Source organism: Devosia sp. FKR38 (assembly GCF_005222805.1).
GTDB lineage: Bacteria > Pseudomonadota > Alphaproteobacteria > Rhizobiales > Devosiaceae > Devosia.
This window is the reverse complement of sequence record NZ_STGC01000005.1, coordinates 1,171,623-1,187,115: the sequence shown is the minus strand read 5'-3', so window position 1 is coordinate 1,187,115 and position 15,493 is coordinate 1,171,623. Positions and strand designations below refer to the sequence as shown.

Below are 15,493 nucleotides of genomic sequence, written 5' to 3'. Positions count from 1 at the left end.
TATTGCTATGCCACAATGTGGCAACGGAGGCAGGTTTGGACGTATACTTTTCGGCAGACGTGGAAACGGATGGGCCAATTCCCGGGCCCTATTCGATGCTGTCTGTCGCACTGGTGTTTGCTGGAACATATGATGGCGCCAAATTTGTTCGGCCAGTTTCGTACGATCACCACATATATCGGGAACTCAGGCCGATATCGCCGGACTTTCAGCCCGAGGCCTTAGCGGTCAATGGTCTTGATCGACAAAAACTAATGTTAACTGGCGGCGATCCCAACTACGTGATGACGGAACTAGCTGACTGGGTACGGCGCCTTTCAGGCAACGGCAACCCCGTACTTGTGGCCTACCCTCTTGGGTTTGATTGGACTTGGCTATATTGGTACTTTGTTAGGTTTTCTAGAAATGGTTCGCCGTTCGAATACTCGCGCGGATTCGACATCAAAACTGCGGTCTCAGTAAAAACCGGGCGCACGCTTTCCACGTCAAGCCGCTCTAAACTGCCCGATTTCGTTCGTTCCAATCGGGCTCACACGCACCATGCACTTGACGACGCAATTGAGCAGGCAGAGGTTTTTGCCAATATATTTAGCTGGAGGGGGAATTAATTGGCAGGAATAATTGATCGAAGGGCCTTCTCTGAAGAGAAGTACTTACTAATCGACGGCAAGATAGCAGATGCAAAGAGATACGCAGACGGGAAAGCGTGCATTTGCGCGACAGGTTCTTATGGCCGTTTGGAGGCAAGTGAGCATAGCGATCTAGACATATTTATCGTAGGTCTGGATAAATCGTCCGAAGACAAGATCTCCCCACCCAACAAAATACTTGAAAGTGAACTTTCACGTCTAGACGAAATATGCATCAAAGCCGACCTTATTTCTGCTTGTCGCTCACTAGGCCTAAAGGAATTTGATGCCGACGGGCAGTATTTGGCACACTATTCAGTGTCACAGTTGATTGGAACGTTGGGGAAGCCTGAGGATGATGCCTCAAACACATTCACAGCCCGCCTATTAATGCTTCTGGAGGGACGCCCCCTAAGTGGCGCTGAAGTTTTCAATAAAGCTATAGATGAGATAATAGCCTCGTACTGGCGAGACTACGGCGATCACAAGAATGATTTTGCACCAGCCTTTTTGTCCAATGACATTTTGCGGCTCTGGCGTACTTTTTGCGTAAATTATGAGGCAAGAACAGAGACAACTCCTCATGAGAAGAAACTCAAACGCCGCGTAAAGAACTACAAACTGAAGTTTAGCCGCCTTCTGACGTGCTACTCTGCGCTCCTTCAGATTCTGTATACATACAATTCAAATGGCACCGTATCGCCTTCAGATATGAGGGCGATTTGCTTGATGACGCCGATCGAGCGGATTCAAAACTTGATAGGAAGCGCTAAGGTCGCATCCGACCCGCTCTCAAAAATAGTCGATCAATACAACAGCTTTCTCGAAGTTACAGACGAGCCAATCAGCAACTTGCTTCTGAAATTCGATCACCCAGAGAAGAGAGACGAGTTGCTAAGAGGCTCATATGAATTTGCGGACTCTATTTTTGCCTCAATAAACCTGATTGGCCAAGGTAGCAAAATGCACAGAATGTTGGTTGTTTAGTTGATCTTCTTGCATAGTTTCCTAAATTAACGCGCGTCGCCCGAGCCTGAAAGTAGTGTTCTGGAGTGGCGGTGCATCGACTTTCACCAATCTCGCCACACCCACGGTGTCATCCCGGCCTTGAGCCGGGACCCATCCTGAGATCGCGCCCCGAGCGGCATCGCAGAGCAAGTCGCGGCCACCTTGCGGCTGTGGTCCGATCTCGGGATGGGCCCCCGCTTTCGCGGGGATGACATCGGGGTTGGGGATGGGTTGGGTGAAAACCCCTGCCCCTCCCGATCCCCGCATTCCTCGACATCCCCGCAAAGACCGGCTGCCCGTGCTACAATCAGCACCGCGCCAAAGCGCCGAGACTATTCCTTCCGCCCCGCTTCTAGCCTGTCCGCCGCCCAAGGTTCCCCATGTCGCAGGTCAAAAAACTCCGGGACGAGGCTTTTCACCGCCAGGGTGGGCTCTGCTGGTATTGTGGCCGACCCATGTCCGCGGCGAGTGACAAGCGGTCCAACAGGCGCACCGCTGAGCATCTGCTGGCGCAATGTGACGGTGGCGAGGATGTGGCGGACAACATCGTTGCTGCCTGCTGGCTCTGCAACACGCGGCGGCACACCTCAAAGACCCCGCTGTCGCCCCAAGCCTATCAGGACTATGTCCGGCAGCGGCTCGCCAGGGGGAACTGGTTCAATCCCAAGGGGGGCGTTGTCATGTCGCGCTCCGGCAGCACGGCGCAGCCGGCGCTGGCGCGGCTGGTGATCGCGGCACAGGCCGGCGGGGTTGACGGTTTTCCGGTCTGACCGCTGCACGCCGCCCCCAGGATCATGCCCGGCCGGGCCTGCGTAGCGTCCGGCCCTGCCCTGCCTCGCGCGCAGGCTCGTCCGGCCCTGTCGCGTCGGCCGGTTCCCGGCGCCCGTGGTCAAATCGCCGCGCAGAACGAGAAGGCCCCGTGATTTGAGCGGTCGCAGCCCGTCCGTCAGCTCTGGTCGTCGTCTTGCGCTGGCTGTTCCGGGCGACACAGCGCGGCCAGCCGTCTCCGGCTAGTCTGCGGACATTGGAAAAGTGCATCCACAAGGAACAGGAACCGGACATGCCGTTGGTAACACCAGAGGTGATGAGCGAACTCAGCAAGGGTAAGCCGGTTCGCGGTGAGATTTCCGCCCACAGAGATGGCCACCGCCGTGTCGTGATCATCTATCCGGTTGGCCCCGCAAGCCTGGGAAAGCCACTCCGGGTCCCCGAGCGGTTCAGCGTCATCTGCTGTGAGGAACCCGCCCAGGCCATGCAACATGGTCAGCCGAGCCGGTTCGATTGCGTTGACTATGACGTGCTTTATGTCGACAGCCCCGAGCGGCTTGAAGACGCTGTTCAGAGGCTTGCCGCTGGGCCTGTGACACTCTTGCCTTGGTCGCCCGTCCGCTTGGTTATTCGTCCAGAGCCGAGAAACTGGCGCATCGAAAACAACGGAAGGCTGCAGGCCTCTGCTGGCAGCCTTGGCCATGCGCTGTCCTTTGCCTATGCTGCTGCGCAGCACGAATACGAACAGAACGGTGTCGTGCCGCTGCTCTTCAGAATTGAGGCCGGCGTGGAAATATGGCTGCCCTGGCTGGCCGACCATGACTGGCTGGATGATCAGGACGACTGACCATCGAACGCGCGGCCGCTGCCAAAAATCATCCCCGTCTGCGCGGTGGGCTCTACACATCCGGCCGGCGCCATCCCATATCAGGCGTCACCGCTTTTCGTGTCGGAACCCAAGGACCTATGTTCACCTCCAAGCGCTTTCGCCTTGCTAGTCTGTTTGCCACGCTTGTCATGGCGATATCGATGATCTCCGTTGATCAGGCCGAAGCGCGGCGCGGTGGCAGTTTCGGCGGCCGTGGCACACGCACGTTCAATTCGGTGCCTGCCACCAATACCGCGCCCACTGTGACGGCGCCGGTGCAACGCACCATGACGCCGGCGCAGCAGCAACAGGCGCGCCCGGCCACCCCGGCCGGCCAGCAGCCGCGTGGGGCCTTTGGCGGCTTTGGCGGCTTGCTGGGGGGCCTGATGTTCGGCGGTCTGCTCGGCATGATGTTTGGCGGCGGCTTTGGCGGCTTCGGCGGGATCTTCGCCATGCTCATTCAGCTTGCGATTATCGGCTGGATCGCCAACTTGCTGTTCCGCCGTTTCGCGCGGCCACAACAGGCCAGTGTGGGTGGAGCGCCTTCGGGGAACGCCCGCGGTTATGGCGGCCAGTTTGGCGCGGCCGGGCTTGGCAATCCGGGCCGGAAGCCCGCTGCTGCGCAACGCCCCCGCAGTCCCGATGAACTGCCGGTCACGCCAGGCGATCTTGATCAGTTCCAGCTGATGCTGACCCAGGTTCAGACCGCGTTTGGCGCTGAGGACTATGGCACGCTGCGTCGCCTGACGACGCCCGAGATGATGTCGTATCTGTCCGAGGAACTCGGGGAAAACGCCAGCCGTGGCGTCAAGAACGAGGTTTCGGCGGTGACGCTGTTGCAGGGCGATGTCGCGGAAAGCTGGCGTGAAGGGCAGACCGAATATGCCACGGTCGCCATGCGCTACGAGTCGATCGACGTGACGCGCGATCGGGCCAGCCAGAGGGTAGTGGATGGCGATGCCGATACGGCGACCCAGACCACGGAACTCTGGACCTTCGTGCGCCAGACCGGGCGCGACTGGAAGCTGTCGGCAATTCAGCAGGCCTAGGGACGCGGTTGCCGTCTCGGGGTTCGTCCAATCCATGACACCCGCATTGCGGGCGGCACTCTGCCGTGGCCCGGCGCCGCTCAGGGAGGCGGCGCCGGGCTGTCAGAGCCTATGGATCAGCGGCGTTCGACGGGGCGCAGATCGCCCATGGTGTAGAGCTTCATGGTCTGGCGGCCGGTTTCGTCGGTGACATAGGCACGGATCAGGCCGCTCCATTCTTCCACGCCACTGACCTTGACGCCCTGCGCCTTGAGGCGGTGCACGATGTCGGTCTTGGCGGCGGTGTCGAGCTTGTCGGCGGCAAAGCCGGGGGTGACAGCGGCGGCGAACAGAACGGCGGCCAGCGTGGCGGCGATGGAGGTCTTCATGGTCATTCCTTCGTATCGACCGGGAGTGGTCTTGAGACAGAAACAACCAGCCAAGACTACAGAATGGGTCGACATTGGGTCCAGAAATGGTGGAGGCCGCCGCTGCGCCGAGCCGCCCCCTGCCCGCGCCTAGCGCTGTGTCAGGCGCCGCCCAGCCGGGCGCGGAACGGGCCGCCGGCCAGAAAGTCCTCGACCATGGCCTCATAGGGCTTGGTGTCGATGTGGCGGGCCGCCAGCCAGGCGTCGTCGTAATAGCTGTCGGCATAGCGTTCGCCGCTGTCGCAGATCAGCGTCACCAGCGCGCCGCATTCGCCGCGGTTGCGCATGCCGTCCGCGGCCCAGCACAGGCCGAAGAAATTGGTGCCCGTCGAGCCGCCGACGCGGCGCCCGAGCCGGCGCGACAGCACGCGCATGGCGCCGAGCGAAGCCGCATCGGGCACCTTGATCATTTCGTCGACCACATTGGGCACGAAGGATTGTTCCACGCGCGGGCGGCCAACGCCCTCGATGCCCGACGGCGTGGCGCAGCGCGCCGTGGCGTCGCCATGCGTCCAGCCGTCATAAAAGGCGGAATGCTCGACATCGGGCACCAAGAGCTGGGTCATGCAGCTGCGGTAGCGGATATAGCGGCCGATGGTGGCCGAGGTGCCGCCGGTGCCGGCGCCGACCACGATCCAGCTGGGGATGGTGAAGCGCTCGTTCTCCATCTGCCGAAAGATGGATTCGGCGATATTGTTGTTGCCGCGCCAGTCGGTGGCGCGTTCGGCATAGGTGAACTGGTCGAGATAATGCCCGCCGCATTCGGCCGCCAGCCGCTCGGCTTCGGCATAGATGGTGCAGCCATCGGCCACCAGATGGCAGCGCCCGCCCTGCTGCTCGATGGCCTCGATCTTGCTGTGGCTGGTGCTGGCGGGCAGCACAGCGATGAACTCGAGGCCGAGCAGGCGCGCATAATAGGCCTCGCTCACCGCCGTCGAGCCCGAGGAGGCCTCGGTCAGCGTCACGCCCTGGGTAATCTTGCCGTTACAGATGCCATAGAGAAACAGCGAGCGCGCCAGGCGATGCTTGAGGCTGCCGGTGGGATGGGCCGACTCGTCCTTGAGGTAGATGTCCAGATCAGGAAAGGCCGGCACAGGCACGGCGATCAGATGGGTATCAGCGGAGCGTCGCCCCTCGGCCTCGAGCAGGCCAATGGCCTTCCGCGCCCAGCTCCGATCCACGCCGCTGTGTCTGCAGGGAACCATGCTGTCCATCATGCGTCATTCCATCTGATTGCCATATAGGAGCATCACATGCTCATATTGGCATTCAATGTAGCATGATTTGGCGTCCGTGTGAACTATATTGGAACGGCGCGACCTGATCCGGCTCAGCCGGTGAGCCGTTTGTCCCGGCCATAGACCAGCAGCATGCCGATGATGACGCTGCCGTAGATCACCTGCCGCCCCGCCTCGGGCATCTGCATGATGGAGAGCACCGAATTGAGCAGCACGATCAGGGTCACGCCCACCACGGTGCCGACATAGCGCCCTTGCCCGCCCAGGATGCGCGTGCCGCCGATGACCACGGCGGCAATGGCCGGCAGCAGAAAGGCATTACCCATGCCCTGGTAGGCCTTGGTGGAATAGCCGGCCAGCAGGATGCCGGCGATGGCCGCGCAGATGCCAGAGATGACGAAGGCGCCCACGATCACCCAGCGGGTGCGGATCCCCGACAGATAGGCCGCCGCCTCGCGATTGCCGGTGGCATAGATGGAGCGGCCAAAGGCGGTGCGCGCAAGGATGGTGACGATGACCAGCGAGACCAGCACCCAGACGAAGATGGCCACCGGAATGCCGAGCAGCTTCTCGGCGGCCAGGAAGCGCATCAGTGGCGTGGCCTGGTCCTGCGGCGCGAAGCCACCGGTGTGCCAGACCATCAGGCCGCGCATCACCGAATCCACCCCCAGGGTGAAGATCATCGAGGGAATGCGCAGATAGGCGACGCCCAAGCCGTTGACCAGACCCACGGCGATGCCCACGGCAATGCCTGTGGGCAGCGCCATCTCGCCACCGACCGCCGTGGCCATCATGGCGGCCGCAGTCAGCGTCCAGGGCACGGAGAGATCGATGTGGCCGAGCAGGATCACCATCATCATGCCGGCTGCGACAATGCCGAGGAAGGCGCCGGTCTGCAGCTGCTGCAGCAGATAATTGGGCGAGAACAGCGGCGCCGAGCCCTGGGTGATGAGGGTATAGACCGTGCCCAGGATGAGGATGACCACAATGAAGGCCGCCGAGATGACGACGGGCTTGTCTTCCGGACGCAGGCGCGAAAAGGCAGATGGCATGGCGGTTTCCTAGCGGAAGAGGTCGAGACGGTTCCTGATGCGCAGCACGCGGACAGCCCCCAGGCTTACCGCCGCCAGCAGTACCAGGCCCTCGACCAGCGGCTGCAGCAGCGGATCGATGGACAGGATGCGGAAATAGAACGAGATGACGCGCAGGATCAGCGCGCCGATCAGCGAGCCAATGGCGCCGCCAACGCCGCCGAGCAGCGAGGTGCCGCCCAGAACCACCGCGGCAATGGAGTTGAGCGTATAGGCGCCAGCCTGGGTCAGGTCGGCATTCCCGGAGGCGGTCTGGATGGCGAGGTAAAGCCCGCCACAGGCCGCGAAAAAGCCGGCCAGGGTAAAGGCGGCGATCTTGGCGCGGTTGATGGGCAGGCCCGACATATAGGCCGCCCCTTCGGCCGAGCCGATGGCATAGATGGTCCGCCCGGTGACGGTGCGACGAAACGGCAGCCAGACGCAGGCGCCGAACACCAGGATGATCAGCAGTGGCACCGGGATCCAGGCCACGGGTGCAAACCAGGCCGCGTCAGCGTCGAACAGGCCATAGGTGTCAACGAAGTCCCACAGCGAATTGGTCACCGCCCAGTTGAGGTCACCGTCGATATCGCCGCCCGGCTTGGGGCGGATGAACAGTGCCAGACCCATGGCAATGGCGCCGGTGGCCAGCGTGGCGATGATGGGCTGCAGGCGGCCATAGACCACGATCAGCCCATTGCAGAAGCCAAAGGCCGTGCCGGCCAGCAGCGTCACCAGCATGCCCAGGATGATCTGCAGCGGCGAGCCATTGACCAGTACCGAGGCGATGCAGGCCGACAGCGTCATCACGGCGCCGACAGACAGATCAAGCCCCCCAAGCAGCACCGGAATGGTCTGCGCCATGGCGACAAAGACAATGGCCACCGATTCATTGGCGTTCTGGATCAGCACCGCCGAGGAAAAGCCGCGCGGATGCAGCACATTGTAGAGCAGGAACAGCGCAACCAGCAGCAGGACGGCGCCGGTGAAGGCGCGGTTCTGGCGGATGCTGGTGGCGAGATTGGCCAGTGGTGTGCTCATGATGCCACCCCGACGGGTGCGGCATGGATATTGAGCGCGGCGCTGACAATGGCTTCCTCGGTCACCGCGTCGCCGGACAGTTCGGCCACGATGGCACCGTCATACATGATGGCGACGCGCTCACAGCAGCCGATGAGTTCGGCATAATCGGTGGAGTAGAACAGGATCGCCCGCCCCTCGTCGGCCAGGCGCCGCATCAGGCGATAGATCTCCTGCTTGGTGCCGACGTCGATGCCGCGCGTCGGGTCATTGAGCAGGATGACGTCCGGGTCAGTCATCAGCCATTTGGCGATCACCACCTTCTGCTGATTGCCGCCCGACAGGGTCGCCACCGGATCCTGCGGATCGCCGATCTTGATCTGCAGCTTGGCGATGGCTTCACTGACTGCCTGGCTCTCCAGCATCGGATTGATGAAGGGGCCGACCGAGACATAGGCATAGGACGCGGCCAGCAGATTGTCGGCGATCGACATGGGCAGCATCAGGCCTTCGGTCTTGCGGTCCTCGGGCACCAGGGCAATGCGGCGCGGCGCCTGCTTGGCAATGGCGGGCGAGGTGGGCACGCCCTGCGTCTCGCCGACAGTCACCCTGCCCTCGACGCCGCGCAGCACGCCGAACAGCGCCAGCATCAGCTCTTTCTGCCCCTGTCCATCAAGGCCGCCCAGGCCGACGATCTCGCCGCGGCCGACGGTCAGCGAGGCGCCGCGCAGGCGCTTCTCCCAGCTCAGATTGTCGACGTGCAGGTGCGGCACATGCGGGGTCGGCGCCGGCTTGGGCGGAAACTGCGCATCCACCTCGCGGCCGATCATCAGGCGCACGATCTGGCCGTCGGTTTTGGCGCCCTTGCTGAAGGTCTCGACATGCCGGCCATTGCGAAACACCGAGAGCGTGTCGCACAGGCGCTCCACCTCGTTCATGCGGTGCGAGATGAACAGGCTCGCCACATTGTCCTGCCGCAGATCGGCGAGCAGGCCATAAACCGTTTCGACGTCGTTACGGGTCAGGGCCGAAGTCGCCTCGTCCAGGATCAGCAGGCGCGGCTGTTTGCCCAGCGCCTTGGCGATCTCCACCATCTGCCGGCGCGACAGTGAAAGGTCGCGCACCAGGGCATTGGGGTCGACGTCCTCGCATTTGATGCGCGCCAGCAGGGCCTCGGCGCGATGGCGCTGGGCGCGGCGGTCGATCATGCCATAGCGGCGCGGCGGCTGCGCCAGCGCGATATTGTCGGCCACCGTCAGGTCCGGCACCAGCGAGAGTTCCTGAAAGATGCAGACAATGCCGGCGGCATTGGCCTGGGCCGGATTGGCAAAGTCGAACGGCTGGCCGTCCAGGCTCAAGGCGCCGGTGTCAGGCCGGAGCACGCCGGAAATGATCTTGATCAGCGTTGACTTGCCGGCGCCGTTCTCGCCCAGCACGGCATGGATCGAGCCGCGTTCGCAGGCGAAATCGACATTTTCCAGCGCGCGGGTGCCGGCGAAGTATTTGGACACTCCAGACAGCTGGAGAAAGGGGTGTGCGGACATGAGGCAAAGGCTCTCCACCGGGCATGCCGGAAAGGCGGCGCCGGTCGTCGGCGCCGCCCGGGTTTGGTTACTTCACGTCCGCTTCGGACTGCGCCATGATGGCGGGACCCGAGACGTTGACGCCGCACGGCGGGAACTCGTTGACGGTAAAGAAGTTGTCCGGCAGGTCCGACCAGAAGTTCTCGCCATCCTTGAGCTGGTCATAGGTGGCCACCGGCAGCGGCACCGAGATCAGCTGCGGCATGACATTGCCTTCCAGCGCCGATACGGCCGCCTTCATGGCAATGGCCACCAGGCCCGGTGACTGGCCGATGGAAATGCCCTTCAGGCCATCGGCGGCATGCTGGGCCACCAGCTTGCGGAAGCCATTCTCGGATTCGCCGGCGATCGGCACCATGGGGTGGCCAGCGTCGATCAGGGCCTGCACCACGCCTGTGGTGCCGCCCTGGGCGGCGATAGCATCGAACTGGCCATGCACCGCAATGGCGTCAGCGGTCACCTTCTGGGCGGTGCCGTCATCCCAATTGCCGACCACTTCGATGATTTCCCAATTGCCGCCAGAGGCCGCAAAGGTCTCGTGGATGGCGGCCGAGCGGTCGCGGTCCACCGAGTTGCCGGCCAGGCCGCGCACTTCGAGGATCTTGCCGCCGGTCTTGCCCTGTGCCGCCAGCTCGTCGACCAGGAACTGGGCCCAGCGACGGCCCATTTCGGTCTGGTCTTCGTTGACCTGCATCACCGCGTCGGTGTCCAGCACGTTGTCGAAGGGCACCAGCACGACATTTTCCTTGTCGGCCAGGCGAATGACACGATCAAAGCCATCGGGTGAGACGGCGATGGTGACGATGGCGTCAAAGCCCTGGTTGATGAAGTCCTCGATAGCGCCGAGCTGCGCCGGCGCGTCGGTGCCGGTGGAGACCACCTTGAACTCGGCGATCTTGTCCTTGATGGCCGGATCCTCGGCAAAGGCCTTGGCCGTCTTGATCATCTGGATGCGCCAGGTATTGCCGACGAAGCCATTGACCACGGCAATGCGGTAGGGGCCCTCCTGGGCCGGCCACTGCATATATTTGGCGTCATCGCCCCAGGGGGCAAAACAGGTCGGGTCAGCACCCGGCCCAGACACAGTTTCTGGTCCAGCCAGGGTCAGGCTCGTCGATGCCAGCAGGCCAGCGAGAGCCAGCGATGCCAAGTGCATAGTCTTCATAGTCGTCCTCCCAAGATTGGCGTCTCCCCGACGCCTTGTTCAGGCGGTCCGGCCCCACATGAACCGGGCGGCCCGCACATCGCGCAGTGCAGCCGGCGTCACGGCGCCGGCTGTTCGGCCTCCCCTTCCTCGTCGAAGGCCCAAAGTCCCAGGTGCAGATGCGAGATCAGCGCATATTGGTAGTGAATGCGGTCGCGCAGCTCGAGCGCGTCCACCACGGCGGCGTGCTGCTCGAAGGTATCGGCGTTGAAGTCGCGGATCTGCTTGCCGCGCTCCATGATGCGGATGATCACCGGCTTCATGATGCGATAGACATCGCGCACCGCGCGGTTGTTCAGAATAGAGACCAGGCGCAGGTGAAAGCGGAAGTCCTGCTCGGAGGCCTCGGCAATGCTCTGGGCGCCGCGCAGCGCCACATTGATGGCCCGCAGTTCGGCGACATCGTCTGCGGTCACATGGTCGAAAATGGTATCCACCGAGCCGACCTCGATCAGCTTGCGGAAGCCCTGGATGTCGTTGAACGTGCGGCGGGAAACATCGAGCGTGTTGAACGAGAACAGATCCAACGCCCGTTCCATGCGGTCATCGATCAGCGTCGCGCCGACCTTGGGGCGCACGGCCACCACGCCATAGGCCTTGAGGATGCGCATGGCCTCTCGGACCGTGTTGCGGCCGGCGTCAAAGCGCTCGCAGAGTTCCTTTTCGGTCGGCAGGCTGTCGCCCAGCTGCAGGCCGCCATCGGAGATGAGGCCGCGGATCTTGGCCACCATGGCGTCCACCGCCGATGGCACGGGGCGCTCGGTGCTCACCGGCTTGGCCCGCACTGGCTTGACCGGCGCCTGGTCGGTCATCCCTTGACCGCTCCAACGGTGAGGCCTTCGGCCAGGAAGCGCTGCGCGTAGATATAGAGCACGGCGACCGGCACTGTGGTCAGCAGCGAGGCGGCCATGAGCTTGCCCCAGGGCAGGATGTCCCCGACCACCAGCGACTGCAGACCGATGGGCAGCGTGCGCAGGGACTCGGAGGTGATGAAGACAAAGGCGAACAGGAACTCGTTCCAGGCATTGGTGAAGGCGAACAGGGTCACCGACAGGATGGCGGGCGCGGCCAGCGGCAGGGTGATGCGCCAGAAGATATAGAGCCGGCTGGCGCCATCGATGCGGGCCGCCTCCTCCAGCTCCACCGGAATGGAGCGGAAATAGCCCATCAGCACCCAGGTGGCGAAGGGCAGCAGGAACGTTGGATAGGTCAGGATCAGTGCAGCATGGGTGTTGATCACGCCCAGCGAGGTCAGCGTCTGATAGAGCGGGATGAACAGCAGCGTGCCGGGCAGCAGATAGGTGATGAGCAGCAGCGTGGTCAGCAGGCCCGCTCCGCGGAAGCGCAGGCGCGAGAGTGCATAGGCCGCCAGAGACGCCAGGGCCACCGAGACCACGGTTGCCGCGCCGGCGACAAAGGCCGAGTTCAGCAGCCAGGTGACGAAGGGCGTATCCTGCAGCAGGGACTGGTATTGCGTGAGCGTGGCGGGCTGCGGCCAGAAGATGGACTGGCGCTGGCTGATCTGCTCGGTGGATTTAAGTGAGGTGGTGATGATCCAGTAGAACGGAAAGGCCACAAAAATCATCACCGGCAGCAGGACGATGAGGCGCAGCCAGGGGCCGGCAGCGCGGCGCACGGATTGGGAGGCGATCGGCTGCGTCACCCGCCGCCCGGAGGCGCGGCGAACTGTCCGCACGATGGCCTCATAGAGTTCGAACAGCATCTGGATCGGCCAGAGCACGGCATCGATCAGCAGGTTCATGCCTTTGCCGATCCATTTCAGGGTCCTGTCGGCAAGGCCCGGCGCCTGGTTGAAATCGCCATCGCGCTTGTCGTCCTGGCGCATGAAACGGGCCAGCAGCCAGATCAGCACGGCCATCAGCGGCGCCACCGAAAAGGCAATGGCGATGCCGGGGCCGTATTGCAGCGAGGCAATGGCCTTCTCGTAGGCCAGGATGGAATAGAGCTTGGTGGCGCCGCTGGGCCCGCCTGCCGTCATCAGGAAAGGCAGACCGAACTGGTTGAAGGTGGAAATGAATGACAGCAGCAGCGTCACCACGATGACGTAGCGCAGGCTGGGCAGCGTCACATTGCGGAAGCGCTGGATGGCATTGGCGCCATCGACCTGAGCCGCCTCGATCTGCTCGCGATCGACCGCCTTCAGCCCGGCCAGGAGCAGCAGCACGAAGAACGGAATGCCCTTCCAGACATTGACCGAGATGATGCTGCCCATGGCCATGCCGGGGTCTGACAGCCAGCCGAGCGGGCGATCGATGATCCCGACGCCCTGCAGGATCGGGTTGAGGCCACCAAACAGCGGGTCGTAGATCGACTTCCAGGCCAGGGCCGTGACGATCTCCGGAATGATCCAGGGCAGCAGCATCAGGCCGCTGAGGATGCCGCGGAACGGCAGCCGACTGTTCAGGATAAGCGCGACGGACAGGCCGACGATGAACTTGATGAGCAGCGACCAGAAGGTGAACACGATGGTGTTCTGCATCGACTGCAGGAAGTCGCTATTGCTCCAGAGGCGCGTGTAGTTGCGAAGCCCGACATTGGTGGTTTCGCCCGTCAGAAAGTTGAGTGATGTGGTGCTCTGGATGATGGCGCTGACAAAGGGCCAGAAGATCAGGAACGCCATGATGAGGACCATGGGCAGCACGAAAAGGTAGCCGACCCTCCAGTCACGACCAAAGAGCTGTTCGAGGCGCTTTGCGTGCCGACGACGTGGCTTGATGATGGCGGTCGCCAGGCTCATGCGATCTTCCATGGCTCAAACTCCAACGGGGACCTGCCCCCCGATTGACAATGGACAAGCGTCCGCAGCACCCCAAAGGGTGCACGGGGCGCCAATCGAGCGCACGGCCGGGGCGGGTGCGAGACCCGCCGCCGGCCGCAGCGCGACTTACATGATGCCGCCTTCTTCGAAGAGCTGGACGATCTTGTTGTGCGCGTCGGTCACCGCTTCCTGCGGGGTCATGCGACCGGCGATGACATTGCCCATAGACTGCTCGAGGATGCCCTGGGCGCGGATGGCGTCGATCTGGGCCGCCGGCTGGGCCGGCCAGGATGGGCCAATGAAGGGCTCGGCCACGCTCACCTGATCCTTGATGATCGCAAAGTTCGCATCGGCTGCGATCAGCTCGGGCGTCCACAGGCTTTCATAGGCCGGCATGAACAGGCCACCGGCCACCGACGACATCGGCGTGAAATTGGCAGGGTCGAGCAGATCGAGTGCCAGCTTCTTGGCGAGGTCGGCATTGGGCGCGCCCTTGAAGATGGTCAGCCAGCCGCCCACGGCCCCACCATCGCGGCTGTCGCCATTGTTGGCATTGGGCTGGCGCAGCAACACTGTGCCCGGGAAGACCGGATTGTTGTCGCGCTTGGCCGCCGCATAGACCGAAAAGGCATTGTGCGTGTAGCCGATGCTGCCAGCCAGATAGGCCTCGTTGTTGGAGATGTCGCCCCAGCTTTCAACGCCTGGCGGCAGCATGGCGGCATATTTGCCATTGCGGTCATAGGTTTCGCGGACGAACTCATAGGCCGCTACGGTTTCGGGCGTGTCAAATTCGACCTTGGTGCCACTTGCATCGGTGAAGTGGCCGCCAAAGGCATTGAGAATGCCCGAGGCCACGCCCCAGCCGTCGCCGGACTGGTTGACCGTCAGGCCCCAGCCATAGAAGCCATTGGCCGGATCCGAGATGGCCAAGGCCGCCTCGCGCCGCTTTTCCCAGGTATCGAGGGTCTGCGGGTCGATGCCCTTTTCTTTCAGCTTGTCGCCGCGGAAGAAGGTGCCGGTGGTGTTGGCGATGAACGGGATGGCGACCCAGCGGCCGTCGATCTTGCCGGTCTTTTCGGCATTGATGCCGCGCATCACGTTGCCATATTTGCTGATGGCTTCCTCGACCACGTCATTGACGTCTTCGAGCAGCCCCAGAAGGTGCATCTGCGGCACCGAGACATTGCTGGTATAGGCCAGGTCGGGCGGATTGCCGGCCTTCACGGCAGCGGACATCTTGCCCAGGAAATCACCGAAGGATTCGGGATTGGTGGTCGAGATGTCGAGTTCGGCGCCATTGGTCTTGGCAAAGGCGGTGACCGTATCGCGGAACAGGTTCTGCGCCGCTTCGAAATATTCGGTCCGATGAATGACCGTGAGCTTGCCTGCTGCCCCCTGGGGCAGATCGAGCTCAGGGGCCTTGTCCTGCGCAAAGACCGGCAGGCCCTGGCTGGCGGCCCAAAGGCCCAGGCCAGCAGCACTGCCACCACGCAGCACGTTGCGTCGATTGATCCGGTTTGTCGTCATGGTTCCAGTCTCCTCCTCAATGGAACATGGCGGCGGGCACCCGCACGCTGTCACGCGCACGGACGATCGTTGTGTCAAGCGATGCCCTAACCTCCCTGGCGGGGCCTTCTCCCTTGCCCCGCATTCGCCGCCCTGCCCCTATTTGTCCCAGCATTGGCGTCGAATTGTCGGATTAATAAGTCACGATGCGGTCATCGTCAATATATTGTCGGACAAAATGCTTGTGCGGTGCCCTGCCCTGCACTAAAAATCGTGCTGCCGCACAGCCTTGGCGGTGATGGTCAAACGGCGGAAAGCCAGACAAAGGCACAGGAATTCCGGCCATCTGGAGAAGATGGATACT

At 62.6% G+C, this 15,493-nt stretch carries 14 protein-coding genes; 5 read left to right on the top strand and 9 right to left on the bottom strand.

From position 1 onward, the window contains the following. Window positions 1-35 precede the first annotated feature (35 nt). The 5 genes from E8M79_RS10780 (at window position 36) to E8M79_RS10760 (ending at window position 4,322) form a co-directional block, all read left to right on the top strand. Window positions 36-608 (top strand): 3'-5' exoribonuclease, encoded by a 573-nt coding sequence (locus E8M79_RS10780; RefSeq protein WP_248304971.1) that lies wholly within the window; start codon window positions 36-38, stop codon window positions 606-608. Next, complete coding sequence (locus tag E8M79_RS10775) at window positions 609-1,616, top strand: nucleotidyltransferase domain-containing protein (protein WP_137151902.1); 1,008 nt, start codon at window positions 609-611, stop codon at window positions 1,614-1,616. A gap of 401 nt (window positions 1,617-2,017) precedes the next feature. Continuing rightward, window positions 2,018-2,407, top strand: coding sequence for an HNH endonuclease signature motif containing protein (locus E8M79_RS10770; RefSeq protein ID WP_137151901.1), 390 nt, complete (start codon window positions 2,018-2,020; stop codon window positions 2,405-2,407). A 194-nt stretch (window positions 2,408-2,601) separates the two neighbouring features. After that, the gene (locus E8M79_RS10765) at window positions 2,602-3,252 is read left to right on the top strand and encodes a hypothetical protein (RefSeq protein WP_137151900.1); all 651 of its coding nucleotides are present in this window, start codon (window positions 2,602-2,604) and stop codon (window positions 3,250-3,252) included. Between the two features lie 119 nt (window positions 3,253-3,371). Continuing rightward, entirely contained in the window at window positions 3,372-4,322 is a 951-nt protein-coding gene (locus tag E8M79_RS10760) for a Tim44 domain-containing protein (RefSeq protein ID WP_137151899.1), read from the top strand. A gap of 116 nt (window positions 4,323-4,438) precedes the next feature. Here the strand turns inward: E8M79_RS10760 and E8M79_RS10755 are convergent, their stop codons facing one another. The 9 genes from E8M79_RS10755 to E8M79_RS10715 form a co-directional block, all read right to left on the bottom strand. Next, window positions 4,439-4,690: a PepSY domain-containing protein gene (locus E8M79_RS10755; protein ID WP_171015823.1), complete on the bottom strand. Its 252-nt coding sequence runs from the start codon at window positions 4,688-4,690 to the stop codon at window positions 4,439-4,441. Window positions 4,691-4,830: 140 nt separating this feature from the next. Beyond that, window positions 4,831-5,946, bottom strand: coding sequence for a PLP-dependent cysteine synthase family protein (locus tag E8M79_RS10750; RefSeq protein WP_171015822.1), 1,116 nt, complete (start codon window positions 5,944-5,946; stop codon window positions 4,831-4,833). A 113-nt stretch (window positions 5,947-6,059) separates the two neighbouring features. Continuing rightward, the gene (locus E8M79_RS10745) at window positions 6,060-7,019 is read right to left on the bottom strand and encodes an ABC transporter permease (RefSeq protein ID WP_137151897.1); all 960 of its coding nucleotides are present in this window, start codon (window positions 7,017-7,019) and stop codon (window positions 6,060-6,062) included. A 9-nt stretch (window positions 7,020-7,028) separates the two neighbouring features. After that, on the bottom strand, window positions 7,029-8,078 hold the full coding sequence (locus tag E8M79_RS10740; protein WP_137151896.1) for an ABC transporter permease: 1,050 nt from the start codon (window positions 8,076-8,078) through the stop codon (window positions 7,029-7,031). Continuing rightward, window positions 8,075-9,601: a sugar ABC transporter ATP-binding protein gene (locus E8M79_RS10735; RefSeq protein ID WP_137151895.1), complete on the bottom strand. Its 1,527-nt coding sequence runs from the start codon at window positions 9,599-9,601 to the stop codon at window positions 8,075-8,077. Before E8M79_RS10735 ends, E8M79_RS10740 begins: the two co-directional genes overlap by 4 nt. Window positions 9,602-9,668: 67 nt before the next feature. Then, on the bottom strand, window positions 9,669-10,805 hold the full coding sequence (locus E8M79_RS10730; RefSeq protein WP_137151894.1) for a sugar ABC transporter substrate-binding protein: 1,137 nt from the start codon (window positions 10,803-10,805) through the stop codon (window positions 9,669-9,671). Window positions 10,806-10,903: 98 nt separating this feature from the next. Next, window positions 10,904-11,656 (bottom strand): GntR family transcriptional regulator, encoded by a 753-nt coding sequence (locus E8M79_RS10725; RefSeq protein ID WP_137151893.1) that lies wholly within the window; start codon window positions 11,654-11,656, stop codon window positions 10,904-10,906. Then, entirely contained in the window at window positions 11,653-13,614 is a 1,962-nt protein-coding gene (locus E8M79_RS10720; RefSeq protein WP_137151892.1) for an ABC transporter permease subunit, read from the bottom strand. Before E8M79_RS10720 ends, E8M79_RS10725 begins: the two co-directional genes overlap by 4 nt. 135 nt (window positions 13,615-13,749) lie before the next feature. Continuing rightward, window positions 13,750-15,150 (bottom strand): extracellular solute-binding protein, encoded by a 1,401-nt coding sequence (locus tag E8M79_RS10715; protein WP_137151891.1) that lies wholly within the window; start codon window positions 15,148-15,150, stop codon window positions 13,750-13,752. Between the last annotated feature and the right edge of the window lie 343 nt (window positions 15,151-15,493).

Coding starts and splice junctions, on each gene's coding strand:
- E8M79_RS10745 (WP_137151897.1), bottom strand. CDS start 7,019: ATGCCATCTGCCTTTTCGCGCCTGCGTCCGGAAGACAAGCCCGTCGTC.
- E8M79_RS10755 (WP_171015823.1), bottom strand. CDS start 4,690: ATGAAGACCTCCATCGCCGCCACGCTGGCCGCCGTTCTGTTCGCCGCC.
- E8M79_RS10730 (WP_137151894.1), bottom strand. CDS start 10,805: ATGAAGACTATGCACTTGGCATCGCTGGCTCTCGCTGGCCTGCTGGCA.
- E8M79_RS10760 (WP_137151899.1), top strand. CDS start 3,372: ATGTTCACCTCCAAGCGCTTTCGCCTTGCTAGTCTGTTTGCCACGCTT.
- E8M79_RS10770 (WP_137151901.1), top strand. CDS start 2,018: ATGTCGCAGGTCAAAAAACTCCGGGACGAGGCTTTTCACCGCCAGGGT.
- E8M79_RS10720 (WP_137151892.1), bottom strand. CDS start 13,614: ATGGAAGATCGCATGAGCCTGGCGACCGCCATCATCAAGCCACGTCGT.
- E8M79_RS10715 (WP_137151891.1), bottom strand. CDS start 15,150: ATGACGACAAACCGGATCAATCGACGCAACGTGCTGCGTGGTGGCAGT.
- E8M79_RS10725 (WP_137151893.1), bottom strand. CDS start 11,656: ATGACCGACCAGGCGCCGGTCAAGCCAGTGCGGGCCAAGCCGGTGAGC.
- E8M79_RS10750 (WP_171015822.1), bottom strand. CDS start 5,946: ATGATGGACAGCATGGTTCCCTGCAGACACAGCGGCGTGGATCGGAGC.
- E8M79_RS10735 (WP_137151895.1), bottom strand. CDS start 9,601: ATGTCCGCACACCCCTTTCTCCAGCTGTCTGGAGTGTCCAAATACTTC.
- E8M79_RS10740 (WP_137151896.1), bottom strand. CDS start 8,078: ATGAGCACACCACTGGCCAATCTCGCCACCAGCATCCGCCAGAACCGC.